This window comes from Klebsiella sp. WP8-S18-ESBL-06 (assembly GCF_014169755.1).
GTDB lineage: Bacteria > Pseudomonadota > Gammaproteobacteria > Enterobacterales > Enterobacteriaceae > Kluyvera > Kluyvera ascorbata_B.
The window spans coordinates 3794434-3815480 of record NZ_AP022256.1 but is presented as its reverse complement, the minus strand read 5'-3'; the positions used below and the strand labels follow the sequence as shown (position 1 = coordinate 3815480).

General features: G+C 57.1%; 18 protein-coding genes. 13 read left to right on the top strand and 5 right to left on the bottom strand.

Annotation, left to right across the window (positions count from 1 at the left end; translation table 11 throughout):
• Window position 1: 1 nt before the first annotated feature.
• Together phoA and H7R76_RS18245 are read left to right on the top strand one after the other, a co-directional pair.
• Window positions 2-1411: an alkaline phosphatase gene (gene phoA / locus H7R76_RS18250; RefSeq protein ID WP_182966020.1), complete on the top strand. Its 1410-nt coding sequence runs from the start codon at window positions 2-4 to the stop codon at window positions 1409-1411.
• A 98-nt stretch (window positions 1412-1509) separates the two neighbouring features.
• Window positions 1510-1845 carry a PsiF family protein gene (locus tag H7R76_RS18245; protein WP_106928086.1) on the top strand — a complete coding sequence of 112 codons (336 nt, stop codon included), beginning with the start codon at window positions 1510-1512 and terminating at the stop codon, window positions 1843-1845.
• Window positions 1846-1900: 55 nt separating this feature from the next.
• Here the strand turns inward: H7R76_RS18245 and proC are convergent, their stop codons facing one another.
• On the bottom strand, window positions 1901-2710 hold the full coding sequence (gene proC / locus H7R76_RS18240) for a pyrroline-5-carboxylate reductase (protein ID WP_106928199.1): 810 nt from the start codon (window positions 2708-2710) through the stop codon (window positions 1901-1903).
• Between the two features lie 158 nt (window positions 2711-2868).
• Between proC and H7R76_RS18235 the strand changes: the two genes are divergently transcribed.
• The 4 genes from H7R76_RS18235 to ppnP all read left to right on the top strand — a co-directional run bounded on the left by H7R76_RS18235 (window position 2869) and on the right by ppnP (window position 5441).
• Window positions 2869-3321, top strand: coding sequence for a YaiI/YqxD family protein (locus H7R76_RS18235; protein WP_064547826.1), 453 nt, complete (start codon window positions 2869-2871; stop codon window positions 3319-3321).
• A 272-nt stretch (window positions 3322-3593) separates the two neighbouring features.
• Window positions 3594-4118: a shikimate kinase AroL gene (gene aroL / locus H7R76_RS18230; RefSeq protein ID WP_106928084.1), complete on the top strand. Its 525-nt coding sequence runs from the start codon at window positions 3594-3596 to the stop codon at window positions 4116-4118.
• A 282-nt stretch (window positions 4119-4400) separates the two neighbouring features.
• Complete coding sequence (locus H7R76_RS18225; RefSeq protein ID WP_106928082.1) at window positions 4401-5078, top strand: AroM family protein; 678 nt, start codon at window positions 4401-4403, stop codon at window positions 5076-5078.
• A 78-nt stretch (window positions 5079-5156) separates the two neighbouring features.
• Complete coding sequence (gene ppnP / locus H7R76_RS18220; protein ID WP_106928080.1) at window positions 5157-5441, top strand: pyrimidine/purine nucleoside phosphorylase; 285 nt, start codon at window positions 5157-5159, stop codon at window positions 5439-5441.
• A gap of 42 nt (window positions 5442-5483) precedes the next feature.
• On the opposite strand, the gene rdgC is transcribed toward ppnP, so the two are convergent.
• Window positions 5484-6395 (bottom strand): recombination-associated protein RdgC, encoded by a 912-nt coding sequence (gene rdgC, locus H7R76_RS18215; RefSeq protein ID WP_106928078.1) that lies wholly within the window; start codon window positions 6393-6395, stop codon window positions 5484-5486.
• Window positions 6396-6482: 87 nt separating this feature from the next.
• Between rdgC and mak the strand changes: the two genes are divergently transcribed.
• A complete protein-coding gene (gene mak, locus H7R76_RS18210; protein WP_182966018.1) occupies window positions 6483-7385 on the top strand; it encodes a fructokinase in 903 nt (300 codons plus the stop codon).
• Window positions 7386-7489: 104 nt separating this feature from the next.
• Here the strand turns inward: mak and sbcC are convergent, their stop codons facing one another.
• A complete protein-coding gene (gene sbcC, locus H7R76_RS18205; protein WP_182966016.1) occupies window positions 7490-10630 on the bottom strand; it encodes an exonuclease subunit SbcC in 3141 nt (1046 codons plus the stop codon).
• Window positions 10627-11829, bottom strand: coding sequence for an exonuclease subunit SbcD (gene sbcD / locus H7R76_RS18200; RefSeq protein WP_182966014.1), 1203 nt, complete (start codon window positions 11827-11829; stop codon window positions 10627-10629). Before sbcD ends, sbcC begins: the two co-directional genes overlap by 4 nt.
• 191 nt (window positions 11830-12020) lie before the next feature.
• Here sbcD and phoB point away from each other — a divergent pair, with 191 nt between their 5' ends.
• From phoB to malZ, 5 genes are all read left to right on the top strand, one after another.
• Entirely contained in the window at window positions 12021-12710 is a 690-nt protein-coding gene (gene phoB / locus H7R76_RS18195) for a phosphate response regulator transcription factor PhoB (RefSeq protein WP_182929401.1), read from the top strand.
• Window positions 12711-12731: 21 nt separating this feature from the next.
• Entirely contained in the window at window positions 12732-14027 is a 1296-nt protein-coding gene (phoR, locus tag H7R76_RS18190; RefSeq protein WP_106928068.1) for a phosphate regulon sensor histidine kinase PhoR, read from the top strand.
• Between the two features lie 410 nt (window positions 14028-14437).
• Window positions 14438-15757, top strand: coding sequence for a branched-chain amino acid transporter carrier protein BrnQ (brnQ, locus tag H7R76_RS18185; RefSeq protein ID WP_106928066.1), 1320 nt, complete (start codon window positions 14438-14440; stop codon window positions 15755-15757).
• A 139-nt stretch (window positions 15758-15896) separates the two neighbouring features.
• Complete coding sequence (gene proY / locus H7R76_RS18180) at window positions 15897-17249, top strand: proline-specific permease ProY (protein ID WP_182968029.1); 1353 nt, start codon at window positions 15897-15899, stop codon at window positions 17247-17249.
• A gap of 156 nt (window positions 17250-17405) precedes the next feature.
• A complete protein-coding gene (malZ, locus tag H7R76_RS18175; RefSeq protein ID WP_182968027.1) occupies window positions 17406-19223 on the top strand; it encodes a maltodextrin glucosidase in 1818 nt (605 codons plus the stop codon).
• Here the strand turns inward: malZ and H7R76_RS18170 are convergent.
• Window positions 19217-20119 carry a LysR family transcriptional regulator gene (locus tag H7R76_RS18170; RefSeq protein ID WP_106928064.1) on the bottom strand — a complete coding sequence of 301 codons (903 nt, stop codon included), beginning with the start codon at window positions 20117-20119 and terminating at the stop codon, window positions 19217-19219. The genes malZ and H7R76_RS18170 overlap by 7 nt on opposite strands.
• A gap of 272 nt (window positions 20120-20391) precedes the next feature.
• Between H7R76_RS18170 and H7R76_RS18165 the strand changes: the two genes are divergently transcribed.
• Window positions 20392-21033 carry a hydrolase gene (locus H7R76_RS18165; protein WP_106928062.1) on the top strand — a complete coding sequence of 214 codons (642 nt, stop codon included), beginning with the start codon at window positions 20392-20394 and terminating at the stop codon, window positions 21031-21033.
• The last annotated feature ends 14 nt before the right edge of the window (window positions 21034-21047 follow it).

The window sequence follows — 21047 nt, the reverse complement described above, 5'->3', positions numbered from 1 at the left end:
AGTGAAATACCGTGCTATTGCTGTCGCATTATTACCGCTGCTGGGCTTTTCTGCGGCGCAGGCGGAAACCGCCACTGCCGTTCTCGATAACCGCGCCGCGCAGGGGGATATTACCCAGCCTGGCGGCGCGCGTCGTTTATCTGCCGATCAGACCGAAGCGATTCGCGCTTCATTAAATAATAAGCAGGCCAAAAATGTCATTCTGCTGATTGGCGATGGGATGGGGGATTCTGAAATTACCGCCGCACGTAACTATGCCGAAGGCGCGGGCGGTTATTTTAAAGGTATTGACGCGCTGCCGCTCACCGGTCAGTACACGCATTATTCCCTGAACAAAAAAACCGGTAAGCCGGACTACGTGACGGACTCTGCGGCGTCGGCCACGGCCTGGAGCACCGGCGTGAAGACCTATAACGGCGCGCTGGGCGTTGATATTCATGAGCAGGATCACCAGACTATTCTTGAACTGGCGAAGTCCGCTGGTCTGGCAACCGGCAACGTCTCTACCGCCGAATTGCAGGATGCGACTCCGGCGGCGCTGATTTCTCATGTGACCTCGCGTAAGTGCTATGGTCCCAGCGTCACCAGCGAAAAATGCCCGACCAATGCGCTGGAAAAAGGCGGCAAAGGCTCTATCACTGAACAGCTGCTTAACGCCCGTGCCGACGTGACGCTGGGCGGCGGCGCAAAAACTTTCGCTGAATCCGCCACTGCCGGTGAGTGGCAGGGTAAAACCCTGCGCGAGCAGGCTGAGGCGCGCGGCTATCAGTTGGTCGATAACGCCACATCGCTGGCAGCAATTACCCAGGCTAACCAGGACAAACCGCTGCTGGGGCTGTTTTCCGACGGTAATATGCCGGTACGCTGGGAAGGGCCGAAGGCCACCTTCCACGGCAACCTCGATAAACCTGCGGTCACCTGCGCACCAAATCCGAAACGCGACGCCAGCGTGCCGACGCTGGCGCAGATGACCGATAAGGCCATCTCGCTGCTGAACAGCAGTGAAAAAGGGTTCTTCCTGCAGGTAGAAGGCGCGTCGATTGATAAACAGGATCATGCAGCGAATCCGTGCGGCCAGATTGGTGAAACGGTCGATCTGGATGAAGCGGTACAGAAGGCGCTGGCGTTTGCTAAAAAAGACGGCAACACGCTGGTGATTGTGACCGCCGACCACGCGCATGCCAGCCAGATTATTCCGCCGGAAACCAAAGCGCCAGGCCTGACGCAGGCGCTGAATACCAAAGACGGCTCGGTCATGGTGATGAGCTACGGCAACTCGGAAGAGGAGTCGATGGAACATACCGGCACCCAGCTGCGCATTGCGGCCTATGGTCCGCACGCGGCTAACGTGGTGGGACTGACCGACCAGACCGACCTCTACTACACCATGAAAGCGGCCCTGGGGCTGTAATCCTCCTCCAGGCCAGCGGCAAAAATTCGGCCGCTGGCCTGGTAAAATTCCTGCCAGCGACCAGACTTACAGAGTTCTACTCACAAAAGGATGGTGCAATGAAAACAACAATACTGGTTACCCTACTGTGTGGACTGTTTGCGGCCAGCGCGGCCTCTGCGGCAACAACCGCCGCCGCGCCGGAGAAAACCCTGACGCCGCAGCAGCAGCGCATGAGCAGCTGTAATCAACAGGCGACGGCCAAAACCCTGAAGGGCGATGAGCGTAAAACCTACATGAGCAGTTGTTTAAAAGGTGAAGGGGTGTCACCCAGCGGTAAAGCGATGACGCCGCAGCAGCAGAAAATGAAGGATTGTAACGCGCAGGCGGGTCAGAAGGCCCTCAAAGGCGACGAGCGTAAAACCTTTATGAGCACCTGTCTGAAAAATAAATAAATTCACTTTTATGGCAAGCGAGCCTGGCCCGGCGGCGATTGCCGGGCCAGTACACTCAGGACTTGCTCATCTTGTCCGATTTTTCCATGCATTTTGCCATCGCTTCGATGACCGCTGAGCGGAAGCCTTTCTCTTCCAGCACGCGCACGGCTTCGATAGTGGTGCCGCCAGGCGAGCAGACCATGTCTTTTAGCTCACCCGGATGCTTGCCGGTTTCCAGCACCATCTTCGCAGAGCCCATCACCGCCTGTGCGGCAAATTTATACGCCTGCGCGCGCGGCATACCGCCGAGCACTGCGGCATCAGCCATCGCTTCGATAAACATAAACACGTAGGCCGGAGCTGAGCCGCTGACGCCAACGACCGGGTGGATCATGGGTTCGGCAATCTCTTCCGCTTCACCGAAGCAGCGGAAAATATTCAGCACGTCGGCAATATCTTCCGGCGTCACCAGTGCGTTCGGCGTTACCGAGGTCATACCGGCGTTAACCAGTGACGGGGTGTTTGGCATGGCGCGGACGATTTTTCGGTCGTGGCCCAGCGCACGCGCCAGCTGATCGAGGGTGACGCCGGCGGCAATGGAAACCACCAGAGAATCTTTGTTCAGGCTGGAGGCGATGTCGCTCAGCACTTTTACCATGATTCCCGGCTTCACGGCGCCGAAGACGATATCGGCAATCTGTGCCACGTCCTGCGCGCTTTGCGCCGCGTTAATGCCGAATTCATCGCGCAGGGCGGCGACTTTATCCGGGGAGGGGGTATAGACCCAAATCTGCCCAGGAAGCACCTGCCCGCTGGCAATCAGGCCGCCGAGAATGGCCTTACCCATATTACCGCAGCCAATGAAGCCAATTTTCTTGTCCATCATCTCTCTCCCTCTATCTGTTTTTTTGTAGTGTACTGTTATAGGCCATTCCCGGCGATGGGTAATCTACTTTTGTGACCCGGATTACACTTTATTACGTCCTCCGCCGTGCTTAACGTATAATCGGCTTTTAAGACGACGCGTAGACCGGAATGTGTATGACGATTTGGGTGGATGCCGACGCGTGTCCGAACGTGATTAAAGAAGTGCTGTACCGCGCCGCAGACCGCACGCAGATTGAGCTGGTGCTGGTGGCGAATCAATATCTGCGCGTCCCGCCGTCGCGTTTTATCCGCGCCATGGTTGTGCCAAAAGGCTTCGATGTGGCCGACAATGAGATCGTGCGCCTCTGTCAGCCTGGCGACCTGGTGATAACCGCCGATATTCCGCTGGCGGCGGAAGTGCTGGAGAAGGGCGGCGCGGCGCTTAACCCGCGCGGTGAGCGCTACAGCGACGCCACCATTCGCGAGCGCCTGACGCTGCGCGATTTTATGGATACCATGCGTTCCAGCGGCATTCAGACCGGCGGGCCGAGCGCCCTTTCTCAGCGCGATCGCCAGCAGTTTGCCGCCGAGCTGGATAAGTGGCTGCTGGCGGTGAAACGAGGCTGACAGGATTTGTGTCATCACATTGTGCTACCGTTAGCCGCGTCGTTCGGCTTGTCAAAGCCAGATACTTTCATGTACTGTTAGCGCCACGCTTTGTGGAATATATTTTTTACGCTTTACGGTGAGCAATATTGGCACTTAAAGCGAATGGCTCGCTCAGAGTGAATGTTATTGTAACTTAAAGTTTACACTTACTTGTGTACTAGTTTGGTGGTATAATTCACGCTTCACACATACGTCCCGCAATTACGCGTCATCAAGGGGAATGCCAGGTCATGACACAGCCTATTTTTCTTATCGGAGCCCGAGGCTGCGGAAAAACGACGATAGGCCAAGCGCTGACTCGCGCCTGCCATTTCCAATTCGTTGATACCGACCAGGTGTTGCAACAGCGCTCAGGCCTGAGCGTGGCGGATATCGTCGCGGCAGAAGGCTGGCAGGGCTTTCGCGCGCGCGAAACGGAAACCTTAATGTCCGTGACGGCGCCGGGGACGGTGATTGCCACCGGCGGTGGGATTATCCTCGCGCCAGTGAATCGCGAGTTTATGCGTCAGAGCGGCGTGGTGATTTACCTCAATGCGCCGGTGCCCGTGCTGGCAGGCCGTCTGGAAGCCTTTCCTGAAGCCGATCAGCGCCCGACGCTCACCGGTAAACCGATCAGCGAAGAGGTGGCCGATGTTCTGGCCCAGCGCGATGCGCTGTATCGGGAAACCGCACACTACGTCGTCGACGCCTCGACCGCGCCGGAGCGCGTGGTGACACAAATCCTGGATGTTCTGCATCTGGCCACCGTGAGCTAACAAGACGCTCAGCTTTCCGATCACACCTTCCTCATGTTGTGCATTGCGCTGTCGATATAACCTTTTTTATTTCGTGGTTATATCGGGCGCAAATCACATTTTTCATCTATTCTCTATGTTATGAAAAAGTTAAAATCAAAACATATCAGGAGAGTACTGGAAATAACTGGAATCTTTACATTTCGCCGCTCACGGCAGCTGCTACGCTTCTGAGCGGAATTTTGCATCCATCCAGGTGGCTATTTGTAAAGTGAGCTGTTAGAAAAGCAGAAGGTAAATAACATGAGTGCAACAATGGCGATTCTTACGATAGGGGTTGTACCCGTCAGGGAAGTTTTGCCGCTTTTGACCGAGCACATCAGGGAAGATCAAATCACCCACATTAGCCTGTTAGGTAATATGAGCCGTGCCGCTGTCATGGAAGAGTATGCACCAGAACCCGGAGAAGAACGTTTACTGGTGTTGTTAAGCGATAACCAGTTTATTGAAGTTTCCCGCCCGAAGGTTGAGCTGAGCCTGCAGTCCGTTATTGAGGTGCTGGATAACCAGTCCTACGATGTCATTTTGCTGTTGAATACGTTTAAGCTTCGCAGTATGGTCGCGCGCAACGCCATGCTGCTTGAGCCTCAGCGTATTATTCCGCCGCTGGTCGCCTCTATCGTTGAGGGACATCAGGTCGGGGTGCTGGTGCCTGTTGAAGGCATTCTCAACGCCCAGCAGGAAAAGTGGCAGATGCTCCCTAATTCACCGTATTACGCGCTGGCAAACCCGATGCGCGATACCGATCAGCATCTGATCTCCGCCGGCAGTTCGCTGCTGGAGCAGGGGGCCGATGTGCTGGTGCTGGATTCACTCAGCTACCATCAGCGCCATCGTGACCTGTTACAAAAGGCGCTGGATGTGCCCGTTTTATTATCGAATGTGCTGGTCGCCAGACTGGCAGCAGAATTATTGTGTTAACGAGAGAATTTCGCGTGACAGGTTTCTGTTCGCCCCCCTATATTGGTCTTTTTACGACACGAGAATAAGGGCCTGTTTATGCTTCAAAGCAACGAATACTTCGACGGAAAAGTGAAATCCATTGGTTTTTCCAGCAGCAGCACCGGGCGTGCTAGCGTGGGCGTGATGGCGGAAGGCGAGTACACCTTCGGTACCGCGCAGCCGGAAGAAATGACCGTGGTCAGCGGCGCGCTGAACGTGCTGTTGCCGGGTGAAACCGAATGGAAAGTGTACGCCGCCGGGGAAGTGTTCAACGTGCCGGGCAACAGCGAGTTTAACCTGCAGGTTGCCGAGCCTACCTCTTATCTGTGCCGCTATCTGTAACGTGTGCCCTTCCTGCTGCGGCAGGAAGGGATACCGCCTGGATTAACGCTGCGCTTCGCCGCCTAATCCTTCCACCAGGCTTTTAATCAACGCAGCCAGCTCGCCGGTCATCAGAATGAAATCGGCATCGAAACGCTGGGCGTAATCTTCCCGGTCGATATCTTCGTTCTGATCGCGCAGTTCATCGCAGAACTTCAGACGCTTGATGGAACCGTCGTCGCACATCACGAACTGAATACGCTGCTGCCAGTCGAGCGCCAGCTTGGTCACCAGCTTGCCGGCTTCGATATGCACGGCAATTTCGTCGCAGACCAGATCCTGTTTTTTCGCGCGGATCACGCCGCCGTCTTCGAGGATCGCTTTTAATTCTGCTTCATCGAGGATCTGGAAGCTTTGCGCGGCCGAACCGGAGCGCACCCATTCGGTCAGCGTCAGCTCGATCGGGTTTTCCAGCGTCAGCGGGACCACCGGCAGTGAACCGAGGCTTTTACGCAGCAGCGCGAGCGTATCTTCCGCTTTTTTGGCGCTGGCGCAGTCGACCATAATCAGGTCATTGACGGTGTCGATCCACATCATCGTCTGGCTGAAGCGGCTGAAGGCGCGCGGCAGCAGGGAGTGCAGAACTTCATCCTTCAGGGAATCCTTTTCCGTTTTTTTCAGCTTACGGCCCTGATCGGCTTCCAGCTTCTGGATTTTCGCTTCCAGCGCCTGTTTAATCACCGGAGAGGGCAGGATCTTCTCTTCTTTACGCGCGCAGATGATGATCTGGCCATTGGCTGTGTGCGTCAGCGCATCGCTGTGTGAACCCATCGGCGGTACCCAACCGGTTTTCGCCATGTCCTGGCTGCCGCACGGGGTGAAGGTCATCTCAGCGAGCTGTTTTTCCATCTCTTCCGCACGCAGTGAGATGTCGCGGCTGAGACGATAAACCATTAAATTTTTGAACCACAGCATGATAATTTCCACGGTGTTATCGTTAAATCAGCGTGCAATCATAACGAATTGTCTCTGGCCTTGCATTGTTTTAAACAGGAGTGATGAATGCGAATTGGTATCGATCTGGGTGGAACGAAAACGGAAGTTATCGCGCTGAGCGAGCGTGGAGAGCAGCGCTATCGTCACCGTCTGCCGACGCCGCGTGACTACCAGCAAACCATTGAGAACATTGCGCATCTGGTTGCTCTTGCTGAGGAGGCGACCGGGCAAACCGGGACGGTCGGCGTGGGTATTCCCGGCTCCATTTCACCCTATACGGGCGTGGTAAAAAACGCCAATTCCACCTGGCTTAACGGTCAGCCGTTTGATAAAGATTTGAGCCAGCGCCTGAACCGTGAGGTGCGGCTGGCGAACGATGCCAATTGTCTGGCGGTTTCTGAGGCGGTGGACGGCGCGGCTGCGGGGGCGCAGACGGTGTTTGCGGTCATTATTGGCACCGGCTGCGGCGCAGGGGTGGCGATGGGGGGACGTGCGCACATCGGCGGTAACGGGACCGCGGGCGAATGGGGGCACAACCCGCTGCCGTGGATGGACGAAGACGAGCTGCACTATCGCGCGGAGGTACCGTGTTATTGCGGTAAGCAGGGCTGTATTGAGACGTTTATCTCTGGTACGGGTTTTGCGACCGACTACCAGCGGTTGAGTGGCAACCTATTGAAAGGCGTCGAAATTATGCGGCTGGTCGATGAGGGTGATGCGCTGGCGGAGCTGGCTTTAAGTCGCTACGAGCAACGGCTAGCCAAATCGCTGGCCCACGTGGTGAATATTCTCGACCCGGACGTGATTGTGCTGGGTGGCGGGATGAGTAACGTTGAGCGGCTTTACCAGACGGTGCCCGAATTGGTGAAAGAGTGGGTATTTGGCGGGGAGTGTGAAACGCCGATTCGCAAGGCGTTACATGGAGACTCCAGCGGGGTGCGTGGGGCGGCGTGGCTGTGGCCGGCGTGAGTTGGTATTTTCTGTAGGCCGGATAAGGCGTAGCCGCCATCCGGCAATGTGCACCGGAATGCCCGATGGCGCTACGCTTATCGGGCCTGCATTAGGTGGAGGGTTTACTCAACCGCAAACGCTTTATCCAATCGGCTATATCCCAATCCGTTGATTTTTTTCACCTTAATCTGCACCGGAATGCGCTCTTTCATCGCTTCAACGTGGCTGATGACGCCGATGATTTTGCCGCTGGCGTTGAGCGCATCCAGCGCGTCGAGGGCGGTGTCGAGGGTCTCGCTGTCCAGCGTCCCGAAGCCTTCATCGAGGAACAGCGAATCGATGCGGGTTTTATGGCTGACCAGATCCGAGAGCGCCAGCGCCAGCGCCAGGCTGACGAGGAAGCTTTCGCCGCCAGACAACGTGCGGGTATCGCGCACCGCGTCCGCTTGCCAGGTATCAACCACTTCCAGCTCCAGCGCATCGCTGGCTTTTCGCTGCAGCAGATAGCGGCCGTGCAGGCGGCTGAGCTGCTCATTGGCGAGCCACACCAGATTATCCAGGGTCAACCCCTGGGCGAATTTACGGAACTTGTCACCCTCTTTGGAGCCGATGAGCGTATTCAGATGCGCCCAGTCTTCCAGTTCAGCGTTGGCTTTCTCGATTTCGGCCAGCAGCGACTGCTGCTGCTGGCGGTTAACTTCGTCCTGCTTGAGCTGCTGGCGCAGTTCACCCTGATGTTCGCTGTTTTCCCGCAGCTGCCGCGCCAGTTGCTCAAGCTGCGTCTGTACGTCGGCAAGCGTTAGCGTCGTCGGCAGCGTCTCCGGACGCAGAGTCAGATGGTGTTGCAGCGCCTCCTGCACCTGAACGGCGAGCGTCTGTCGTTGCTGATGCTGGGTTTCCAGCGTCTGTTTAAGCTGTTCCAGCCGCAGGCGCTCGTCGGCGTCCAGCAGCGCATCGAGAAATGCCTGGCGATCGGTGAAGTGCGATGCGGCGAGCTGCTGTTCAAAGGCCCGTTCGGCCTCCTGCAGGCGCTGGCTTTCCCGCGTTTCCTGCTGCTGGAGTGTGAGCCACTGACTTTCCAGCGACACGCAGTCATGATGCACCTGCTGCCAGCCATCAAGCGGTGTTTGCTGCCCATCGTCGGCGTTTTGGGCGGGCGGCAGCGTTTCCAGCAGCGGCTGGATCTGCGCCAGCCGCTGTTGGGTTTCCTGGCTCTGCGCCTGCTGTTGCTGCCACTGGGCGACTTCTGCTTCACGGGCTGCCAGCCAGCCGTTCTCTTCATCCACGTCTGGTCGCGCCAGATCGAAAGCGGCCAGCGCCTGGGTGAGCGCTGCGGCCCGCTGTTCTTGCTCCTCGCGCAGCTGTGTTTGTTGCTGGTCTAATTCGCGAATTTGCTGCTCTAGCGTCAGACGTTGGCTGTGCAGATAGCGCTGCTGTTCGGCGTCGTCCTGCGCCGCCAGCCAGCCGCTGATATCGTCGCTGGGCTGTAGGTTGATATGCAGGCGTTGCTGGGTTTCCTGCCATTGTGATGTAAGTACTTGCTCCTGCTGAGAAAGGGAGATTAACTCCTCATCATCCTTTTGCTGCTGCTTTTGCAGCGTCTCCTGCTGCCCGCGCAGCGCGGCACCGTCTTCAGCCAGCCGGGAGACCTCTTTTTCCAGCGCATCGCGGCGTGCGCGGTTAGCATCGGGCGTCAGCGCCTGGTATTCGGCTAGCGCCGGATGGTGAGTCGAACCGCACAGCGGGCACGGCGTATCCGGCTGCAGACGCGCGCGTTCGGCTTCCAGCTTGACGATGGTTGCTTCCAGATCGCAGATTGCTTTTACGTCGACAAGTTGCTGTTTTTTCTCTTTATACGCCTGACGTAGCTGGGTGAGCGCGGCGGTAATGTTTGTCAACTGCTGCTGGCTCTGCTCCCGGGCATCCGTTAACTGCCTGCGGCGGGCCTGCAGCGGAATAAACCGCGCGTGCAGGGCGCTGAGCTGTTGGCGCAACGGGCGTGCGGCCGCGTGTTCGGCGATTTGCGCGGCCACCTCTTCCTGGCTGAGCGTGAGGCTGGAAGGTGGCAACTGGGCCAACTGTGTTTCCAGCGCTTGCCGACGCTGCGCCAGTGCTTTCCGCTGTTCGCGTTCCCGCGCCTGCAGGGCGAATGCCCCGCGCCAGCCGGTCAGTTCGCCCTGCCAACGCTGAATAGAGGCATGTGCCTGTAGCCACTGCTGCTGCTGCTGAGAGGCCTGCGTCAGCGCGGCGCTCTGGCGTTCAGCACCGTGGCGAATACGATCGCGCAGGGTGCGGGTATCCTGTAAGCGAGTATTTACTTCCAGTACCTGGGCGCGGGTTCGGGCTACTGTGGCCGCCTGCTCCTGGACCTGCGTCCAGCGCGGGCGCAGCGCTTCAGCGGGCTGTGCGCGGCTGAGCGCGGCAAGCTGTGGTTGTGCGGCGGTCAGCGCCTGCTGAGCTTCGTTAAGCGCAAGCTGGGTTTTCTGCGCATCTTGCTCAAGTTCACCATGCCGCGCCAGCCACTGCTGATGCTGTACGGCGGTTGCCTGCTGCTGTTGCCACTGCTGTTCATCGCAAGTAAGCGCCTGCAAACGTTGTTCCAGCGCGTGCCGCTGCTCCTCGGCCAGCAGGACGACGCCGCTGGCCTGCGCCTGGCGTTTGTCGAGCTCGTTGCGCGCCTGTTTGTGTTTTTCAAACACCTGCGCGGAAATCTGGCCGTAAATCTCGGTACCGGTCAACTCCTCCAGCAGCTCGGCGCGCTCTTTCGGTTTGGCGTTGAGAAAAGCGGCAAATTGCCCCTGAGACAGCAGCATCGAGCGGGTAAAGCGCCCGTAGTCCAGCCCGCTCAGCGACGCGGTCATCTCGAGCTTATCTTTGACCTTATCAGCCAGAATCTGTCCGTCGGCGCAGCGCGCCAGCTCCACGCGCGGGGCCTGTAAATTGCCGTCCGGCTGATTGCGCGCGCGGTTTTGACTCCAGAAGGCGCGATAGGCTACGCCCTGGACTTCAAACTCCACTTCCGCCAGACATTCGGCGGTATCGCGGGTCATCAGATCGTTTTGCGACTGTGAGACGGTATTCAGGCGCGGCGTCTCGTGATACAGCGCCAGGCAGATAGCGTCGAGTAGGGTGGTTTTGCCAGCGCCGGTCGGGCCGGTAATGGCGAACAGACCGTTGCTGGCAAACGGTTCTTCGGTAAAGTCGATTTTCCACTCGCCCTTGAGCGAGTTAAGGTTTTTCAGGCGCAGGCTGAGAATTTTCATGGCTGTTGCTCCTCGCCAAGGCTTTGCAGCGTTTCGTTAAACAGCGTTTGCAGGCGCTGCTGCTGCGCGTCCTCCAGCGTTTCCAGCGCCAGGCGGCGATGGAAGACTTCGTCAATGCTCAGCTCGCTCAGCGTTTCGCGCGTCTGGCTTTCCAGAATGCGCTGGCGCTGCTCGCGACTGCGGCGCACCAGCAGCACCTCAACCGGCAGGTCATCGGCGATGGCTTGAATTTTGCGTTGAATATCGTGCAGATACTCATCGCTGGTGATTTCAATATCGAGCCATGTGGTGGGCTCCGACGGCGCGTCGCGCCAGGCGGCCAGCTGGTCGCTGATTTGGTTGAAGTCCCCCTTAATGACCGACAGCGCCTGGGTGACCGGCACGGTGAGCGGCGTGACGTCGCTAAGGCTGCCGTCGGCAAACGTGACCAGATTGACGCTTTTGGTCTTGCCGGTTTCGTCAAAGCTCAAGGGGAGGGGCGAACCGCTGTAGCGAATATGCTCGCTGCCGCCGATTTTTTGCGCCCGGTGAATGTGCCCCAGCGCGATGTAATCGGCCGGCGGGAAGTTTTGCGCCGGAAAAGCGTCCAGCGTGCCAATATAGATATCGCGTACCGCGTCGCTCTTACTCGCCCCGACGGTAGTCAGGTGGCCGCTGGCGATAATCGGCAGCGGGCGGTCGCCGCGCAGCGCGCAGGCCTGCTGGTGCTGCTGCTGGTAGTATTCAGTAATGCTTTCAAGCACCTGACGCACTTTTTCGTTGCCTGATAGCCCGGCCTGGCTGGTGATGATGTCACGTGGGCGCAGGAACGGTACCGGGCAGAATACCGCGCCGGGCGTGCCGTCGCGCTGGTTTAAAATAAACGGCACATGCCCGGCGCTGGCAATGACCGTGGTATTGAGGAAGGATAAAATATCGCGCGATTCGTTGAGCGTGGCCACCGAGTCATGATTGCCGGCCAGCACCACCAGATGGCAGCCGGTTTGCTGCAGATTTACCACGAAGCGGTTATACAGCTCGCGGGCGTAGCTCGGCGGCGAACCGGTATCGAAGATATCGCCAGCGACGATAATCGCATCTACGCGTTCCGCCTCGGCGGTGGTCAACAGCCAGTGCAGAAAGGCGTCGTGCTCGGCCGCGCGGCTCTTGCTGTAGAAGTTCTGGCCAAGGTGCCAGTCCGAGGTATGGATAATGCGCATAGCGATTCCGTGAGAAGTGACGTAAAGTTGATTATAAACATTCACCTACGCTGGGGTCGATGCGCGCGTTGTGGCCGTGTCATAAACGGTTAAGCGCGATCATCGAACGGTCATGTTTATCATAAAACTGTCATAAATCTGACGCATAATGACGTCGTATATAATACTGATGTCTAAAAACAGGGCAAATAATGGCAAGACGTATTCTGGTCGTTGAAGATGAAGCGCCAATTCGCGAGATGGTCTGTTTCGTGCTGGAACAAAACGGTTTTCAGCCGGTAGAAGCCGAAGATTACGATAGCGCAGTCAGCAAACTGAATGAACCCTGGCCAGATCTTATCCTGCTCGATTGGATGTTACCGGGCGGTTCGGGACTGCAATTTATCAAGCATATCAAACGCGAAGCGTTAACGCGTGACATTCCGGTGGTGATGCTCACCGCCCGCGGTGAAGAGGAAGATCGGGTACGCGGTCTGGAAACGGGCGCCGACGATTATATCACCAAACCGTTCTCGCCGAAGGAGCTGGTGGCGCGTATTAAAGCGGTGATGCGGCGTATTTCGCCGATGGCCGTGGAAGAGGTGATCGAGATGCAGGGCCTGAGCCTGGATCCGACCTCTCACCGGGTGATGACCGGCGAAAGCCCACTGGATATGGGCCCCACCGAATTTAAGCTGCTGCATTTCTTTATGACTCACCCCGAGCGCGTCTACAGCCGCGAACAGCTGCTGAACCACGTGTGGGGAACCAACGTGTACGTTGAAGATCGTACCGTTGATGTGCATATTCGCCGCCTGCGCAAGGCGCTTGAACACAGCGGTCATGACCGCATGGTGCAAACCGTTCGCGGCACGGGCTACCGTTTTTCCGCCCGTTTCTAATTTTTGACAGGAGTGTGACGCGTGCTGGAACGGCTGTCATGGAAAAGGCTGGCCCTGGAGCTGCTGTTGTGCTGTCTCCCGGCCGTGATACTGGGACTGATTTTTGGTTATCTGCCGTGGTTTTTGCTGGCGGCAGTGACCGGGCTGCTGGTGTGGCATTTCTGGAATTTACTGCGCCTTTCCTGGTGGCTGTGGGTCGATAGAAGTATGACCCCGCCGCCGGGGCGCGGCAGTTGGGAACCGCTGTTGTATGGACTGAACCAGATGCAGCTGCGTAATAAAAAGCGCCGCCGCGAGCTGGGAAATTTGATCAAACGTTTCCGCAGCGGCGCCGAGTCGCTGCCGGATGCGGTGGTGTTAACCACCGAAGAGGGAGCCATTTTCTGGTGTAATGGCCTTGCCCAGCAGTTGCTGGGTCTTCGCTGGCCCGATGATAGCGGGCAAAACATCCTCAACCTGCTGCGCTACCCCGAATTTACCCAACACCTCAAAAAACGCGAGTTCCTTAAGCCGCTGCACCTGGTGCTGAATAACGGGCGTCATCTGGAAATCCGTGTGATGCCGTATACCGATCGCCAGCTGCTGATGGTGGCGCGCGACGTCACTCAGATGCATCAGCTGGAAGGGGCGCGGCGTAATTTCTTTGCCAACGTCAGCCATGAGCTACGCACGCCGCTCACCGTACTGCAAGGCTATCTGGAAATGATGCAGGAGCAGGTGCTGGAAGGTAACGTGCGCGAGAAAGCGTTGCACACTATGCGCGAGCAGACCCAGCGTATGGAGGGGCTGGTGCGCCAGCTGTTGACGCTGTCGAAGATTGAGGCCTCGCCGACGCTGGCGCTGAACGAAAAAATCGACGTGCCAATGATGCTGAGAGTGGTGGAGCGCGAGGCGCAAACGCTCAGCCAGCATAAGCATTCTTTCCATTTTGAGATTGATGAGACGCTGAAGGTGCTGGGCAACGAAGAGCAGCTGCGTAGCGCTATGTCGAACCTGGTCTATAACGCCGTTAACCATACGCCCGAAGGCACGCTGATTACGGTACGCTGGCAGCACGCGCCGCACGGCGCGCTGTTTAGCGTCGAGGATAACGGGCCAGGCATTGCACCGGAACACCTGCCGAGGCTCACCGAGCGCTTTTATCGCGTGGATAAGGCGCGTTCACGGCAGACCGGCGGTAGCGGGCTGGGGCTGGCTATCGTCAAACATGCGGTCAGTCATCACGATAGCCGGCTGGAGATCGCCAGCGAAATGGGGAAAGGGTCGCGATTTAGTTTTCTACTGCCGGAACGTTTAATTGCCAAAAATAACGGCTAATCGCCCGCCTGTCAGCATAGCTTTCCACAGACCAGCTTCGGCTGGTCTGTTTGCTTTGCAGTCAACAATTCGCTGGACGATTAACGAACGTCTGGTTGTTTTTTGTTCGCATGATTAGCCGGATGTTTTTCTTAATACCAGTTAATCAATCTGGTTATTGATTGAGTATCAATATAATCATCTGGTTTTGCGATCCCGTGTTGCTTTAAAACGTTATAAGCGTTTAAATTGGCCCCCATACGGTCCCTAACGGACTGTGTATTCGCGGTAAATCAAAAAACTATTCTTCTCTACGCCGCGAAGGGAGCATATCCCGCTGAGTTTATCGCCGGTTTCCTCTGTATCATTCCGCAGGTTCCGGTGAGACAAATTTTGTTTTACAACACCACATCCACAGGCAGTAGTTACATATGACCCATCAATTAAAATCGCGTGACATCATCGCTCTGGGCTTTATGACCTTTGCGTTGTTTGTTGGCGCAGGTAACATCATTTTCCCTCCTATGGTTGGCCTGCAGGCCGGTCCTCACGTTTGGGTCGCCGCGATTGGCTTCCTGATTACTGCCGTTGGTCTTCCGGTGCTGACCGTGGTCGCGCTGGCGAAAGTGGGCGGCGGCGTTGATAGCCTGAGTACGCCAATCGGCAAGGTTGCAGGCGTTCTGCTGGCAACGGTTTGTTATCTGGCGGTGGGCCCGCTGTTTGCGACGCCGCGCACCGCGACCGTCTCCTTTGAAGTGGGTATTGCGCCGTTAACCGGCAGCGGCGAACTGCCGCTGTTTATCTACAGCGTTATCTATTTTGCGCTGGTGATTCTGGTGTCGCTGTATCCGGGCAAGCTGCTGGATACCGTCGGCAACTTCCTGGCTCCGCTGAAAATTGTTGCGCTGATTGTGCTCGCCGTTGCGGCGATTATCTGGCCTGCTGGCCCGATCAGCCACGCGCTGGAAGCCTATGAAACAGCGCCGTTCTCAAACGGCTTTGTGAACGGCTACCTGACCATGGATACGCTGGGCGCGATGGTGTTTGGTATCGTGATTGTTAATGCGGCGCGTTCTCGCGGCGTTACGGAAGCGCGTCTGCTGACCCGCTACACCATCTGGGCTGGCCTGATGGCGGGCGTCGGCCTGACGCTGCTGTATCTGGCGCTGTTCCGCCTGGGCTCCGACAGCGCGACGCTGGTCGATCAAAATGCCAACGGTGCGGCAATTCTGCATGCCTACGTACAGCACACCTTTGGTGGCGCGGGGAGCTTCCTGCTGGCGGCGCTGATCTTCATCGCCTGTCTGGTGACGGCGGTTGGCCTGACCTGTGCCTGCGCTGAGTTCTTTGCGCAGTACCTGCCGTTCTCGTATCGTACGCTGGTGTTTATTCTTGGCCTGTTCTCGATGGCCGTATCGAACCTGGGCCTGAGCCACCTGATTCAGATCTCTATTCCGGTACTGACGGCTATCTATCCGCCGTGTATCGCACTTGTCGTGCTCAGCTTTACCCGCAATTGGTGGCATAATTCGGGCCGCGTTATTGCACCCCCGATGTTTATCAGCCTTGTTTTTGGTATCCTTGACGGTATTAAAGCTTCTGCGTTTGCAGACGTACTGCCAGGATGGACTGCCCGTCTGCCGCTGGCAGAGCAGGGTCTGGCTTGGCTGATGCCGACGGTTGTCATGGCGGTTCTGGCTATTGTCTGGGACCGTACGGCGGGTCGTCAGGTGACATCAAGCGCGCACTAACCCGCGTCGCAAAGGCGGTGTCTTAACCACGGAACGTGATGTTCCGTGGTTTTTTATTTTGGGTACTTTCACCTAAGTCGTTCGTGCTGCGGCATGCCGCCAGCGCGGAGATGATGGGTATGACATGGCACTGGAAACGATGGAAAACAACAAGCTGAAGCGCGGGCTAAGCACCCGTCACATTCGCTTTATGGCCCTCGGATCGGCAATTGGTACGGGGCTGTTTTATGGCTCCGCCGACGCCATCAAGATGGCCGGGCCAAGCGTTCTGCTGGCCTATATTATCGGCGGCGTTGCTGCTTATATTATTATGCGTGCGCTGGGCGAGATGTCGGTGCATAACCCCGCCGCCAGCTCGTTCTCTCGCTACGCGCAGGAAAACCTCGGGCCGCTGGCGGGCTATATCACCGGCTGGACCTACTGCTTTGAGATCCTGATTGTCGCCATTGCCGACGTGACCGCGTTCGGCATCTATATGGGCGTCTGGTTCCCGGCGGTGCCGCACTGGATATGGGTACTCAGCGTGGTGCTGATTATCTGCGCCATCAACCTGATGAGCGTGAAGGTGTTCGGCGAGCTGGAGTTCTGGTTCTCTTTCTTCAAAGTGGCCACCATTATCATCATGATCGTGGCGGGCTTCGGTATCATCATCTGGGGTATCGGCAACGGCGGGCAGCCCACGGGGATTCATAACCTGTGGAGCAACGGCGGCTTCTTTAGCAACGGCTGGCTCGGCATGGTGATGTCGCTACAAATGGTGATGTTTGCCTACGGCGGTATTGAAATCATCGGTATCACCGCCGGTGAAGCAAAAGACCCGGAAAAATCCATCCCGCGGGCGATCAACTCCGTGCCGATGCGTATTCTGGTGTTCTACGTGGGCACGCTGTTTGTGATTATGTCTATTTACCCGTGGAACCAGGTGGGCACCGACGGTAGTCCGTTCGTACTGACCTTCCAGCATATGGGCATCACCTTTGCGGCCAGCATCCTCAACTTTGTGGTACTGACGGCGTCGCTGTCGGCGATTAACTCTGATGTGTTCGGCGTCGGCCGTATGCTGCACGGCATGGCCGAGCAGGGCAGCGCACCGAAGGTGTTTGCGAAAACCTCGCGCCGCGGCATTCCGTGGGTCACGGTGATGGTGATGACTATCGCGCTGCTGTTCGCGGTGTATCTGAACTACATCATGCCGGAGAACGTCTTCCTGGTCATTGCCTCACTGGCCACCTTCGCCACCGTTTGGGTGTGGATTATGATCCTGCTGTCGCAGGTGGCGTTCCGTCGCCGTCTGTCGGCTGACGAAGTGAAGGCGCTGAAGTTCAAAGTGCCTGGCGGCGTGACGACCACCGTTATCGGGCTGGTATTCCTGGTGTTCATCATCGGCCTGATTGGCTACCATCCGGATACCCGCATCTCGCTGTACGTCGGGTTTGCATGGATTCTGCTGCTGCTGGTGGGATGGGTGTTTAAAACTCGCCGCTGTCGCTAATCGTTAAGATAGCGTTGATAAACCCGGCCTCGCGCCGGGTTTTTTATGGCCCAAATCTGCGCCCCCGTCCTCCTCCCTATAAAAAAGTTTAAAAGATGAGTAGGGTGAAATAGCCCTATGGCAAGGTGTGCTCATTTTGATGATGGGGGAAAAATGATGTTGAACGCCTGGCACCTTCCGGTTGCGCCCTTTATAAAACGCCAGCAGGATAAATTGATTATTAAGCTGTGGCTGCGCGGCGATAACCTGCCGCAGCGGGTAACTCTGCGCTCGGAGGTGGATAATGAAGAGATGGCGGTGCCGATGCGCCGCAGTAGCCAAGCGCCCGCGCCGGATGTGGTGCAGTGGCGGGCGGAAATCAAGCTGCATGAAGGCCAGCCGCGTCGCCGCTACGGTTTTAAACTGCTGTGGGGTGATCGTCAGCTGTGGTTTGCGCCTAAGGGGTTCAGCGCTATTCCGCCGGCGAAGCTGGAGCTGTTTGCCTATGACTGCCCGGATGAAGGGCCGCAGTGGGTGGCGGATCAGATCTTTTACCAGATTTTCCCCGACCGTTTTGCCCGTGGCGAGGCGCGCGGTGCGCAGCAGGATAAGGTCTACCATCATCACGCCGCTGGACACGATATTATCCTGCGCGACTGGGACCAACCGCTGACCGCAGAGGCGGGTGGCTCAACCTTTTACGGCGGCGATCTCAATGGCATTTGTGAAAAACTGCCGTACCTGAAAGCGCTGGGCGTAACCGCGCTGTATCTGAATCCTGTATTTACCGCACCGAGCGTGCATAAATACGATACGCAAGATTATCGCGAAGTTGACCCGCAGTTTGGCGGTAACGACGCGCTGCTGCGCCTGCGTCATGCTACACAGCGTGCGGGGATGCGGCTGATTCTCGACGGCGTATTTAACCACAGCGGCGATACGCACGCCTGGTTTGACCGCCATCAGTGCGGTGACCACGGCGCCTGCCACCATGCCACGTCGCCGTGGCGCGATCGCTACAGCTTCTCCGCCGACGGTAGGGCGCTGGACTGGCTGGGCTACGCCAGCCTGCCGAAGCTGGACTATCGGTCATCGTCGCTGCAAGCGGATATCTACGGCGATGAGGACAGTATCGTGCGCCACTGGCTGAAAGCGCCGTGGAATATGGACGGCTGGCGGCTCGACGTGGTGCATATGCTTGGCGAGGCGGGCGGGGCGAAAAACAACCTTCAGCACGTGGCCGCCATTACGCAGGCTGCGAAAGCGGCGCGTCCGGATGCGTTTGTCTTTGGCGAGCACTTTGGCGACGCGCGGCAGTGGTTACAGCAGGATGCGGAAGATGCGGCGATGAACTATCGCGGCTTCACTTTTCCGCTGTGGGGCTTCCTTGCGAACACCGATATCTCCTACGATCCGCAGAACATCGATGCACAAACCTGCATGGCGTGGATGGAGGATTACCGCGCCGGGCTGTCGCATCAGCAGCAGTTGCGCATGTTTAACCAGCTTGATAGCCACGATACCGCGCGCTTTAAGTCGCTGCTGGGCCGCGATGTGGCGCGCCTACCGCTGGCGGTGGTCTGGCTGTTCAGCTGGCCCGGCGTGCCGTGCATCTACTATGGTGATGAGGTTGGGCTCGATGGCGATAACGATCCGATGTGCCGTAAGCCGTTCCCGTGGAATGAACACCAGCAGGACGGCGCGCTGCTGGCGCTGTATCAGCGGCTGGCGGCGTTGCGCAAGGCGACTCCGGCATTGCGCTGCGGCGCGTGTCAGGTGCTGTATGCCGAAGGCGATGTGGTCATTTTCCTGCGCGTCCTTGGTGCAGAACGCGTGCTGGTGGCGATTAACCGCGGCGATGCGGCCGAGGTCACGCTGGCGGATTCACCGCTGCTCGCCGTGAGCGGCTGGCAACGGCGGGAAGGGGAAGGCCAGCTTGCTGAACGCACGCTGACCCTGGCGGCAATCACCGCAACGGTGTGGACCACTCACTGATAGAGGTGCGCAATTTCAGCGCTGGCGAGCAGGGTTTCCCGCCACCAGCGCTGTGCTAGCCCATCGCTGCCGTTGCGCCAGGCAATGTAGGCAACATCTTTCTGACGAAATGAGATGACCGTTTTTTCCACCAGTTCGCCGCTCGCCAGCCATGGGCTGACAATGTGGCGCGGCAGAAAACCGCAGCCGAGCCCGGCGAGCAACAGCTTCACTTTACTGTGAAAATCATCAACGCGAATCTGCGGCTGTTCATCCATCAGGTTGGTTTGCAGCGGGTGGCAATGGCGGGCGCTGTCGCTTATCACCACCGCCCGATGCAGGCACAGCTGTTCGTTGGATAAGCCTTCCTGAGCGTCAGCCAGCGGGTGATTGGGCGAGACGACAAAAACATTGTCCAGCGTCCCCAGCATGCGGTACGACCAGGCGGCGGAAGTGGGCGGCTCGTTGATGGCGCCGAGAATAATATCGGCACCGTTGTGCGTTAGCTCTTCCCAGGAACCGGCGAGCGTATGGTGGGTGAAGTTAAGGCGCGTTTGCTTGTTCAGCCCGTAGAATGCCTCGATGTGCGGCAGCAGCGCCGAAAAGGGAAACGACTCATCCAGGGCGATCGCCAGCTCTTTTTCCCAGCCGGAGCTGAGCTGTTGCGCCTGTTTTTCCAAATCCTTTGCCGCGTTCAGCAGCAGACGGCCTTTCTCCAGCATCATGCGTCCGGTATCGGTGAATTTGGCCCGGTGTCCGGAGCGATCGAGCAGTTCAATGCTCAGATCGCTTTCCAGCTTCTGGATCATGTAGCTCAGCGCGGCTGGGGTCTTGAACAGTGATTCGGCGGCGGCGGCGAAAGTACCGTATTTGTCGAGAGCGTCGAGGATCAGCAAAACATCCAGATTTATGCGCATGAGCTTAAAATATCCTTAAAAATTAATTAGTCAGTTTTAACGAATAGACCGAAATAATGCCAGTGAATAAATTAGATATAACATTCGCATTTTTTTGATGTAGATGTTGATGTTCCACAATTAGAAAATAATCCCGTCACAGGATGGTAAATTTTCTTTAATAACTCGTTAGAAATTTCCCGCTATACTCAACAAGCTTTCTGATTCAGGATCCGCCTGCTCACGGCAGTTACAGCTCATTGCCACTAACTAATTGATTAGGAAGGTATGTTATGTCTATTCGGGAACTGATTAATCCAACCAACTCTACGCTTATCTTTATTGACCATCAGCCGCAAATGTCTTTTGGCGTGGCAAATATCGATCGTCAGACGCTGAAAAATAACACCGTAGCGCTAGCGAAGGCTGGGAAAATATTCAATGTTCCAGTGATTTACACTTCTGTTGAAACCAAAAGTTTTAGTGGCTATATCTGGCCGGAATTACTTGCCGTTCACCCGGACGTTAAGCCTATCGAACGCACCTCGATGAACTCCTGGGAAGATGCGGCTTTTGTGAAAGCAGTGGAAGCGACCGGGCGTAAAAAACTGATTATTTCCGCGCTGTGGACCGAAGTATGCCTGACCTTCCCGGCACTGATGGCGCTGGAAGCAGGATATGAAGTGTACGTTGTCACCGATACCTCTGGCGGGACCTCGGTGGATGCGCATGAACGCTCTATCGACCGTATGGTGCAGGCTGGCGCCGTGCCGGTAACCTGGCAGCAGGTGCTGCTGGAGTACCAGCGCGACTGGTCGCGTAAAGAGACCTACGACGCGGTGATGGATCTGGTGCGCGAGCACAGCGGTGCCTATGGCATGGGTGTGGACTACGCTTATACCATGGTGCATGGCGCTCCTGAGCGCAAAGCCTAAGGTGAGGATACCGG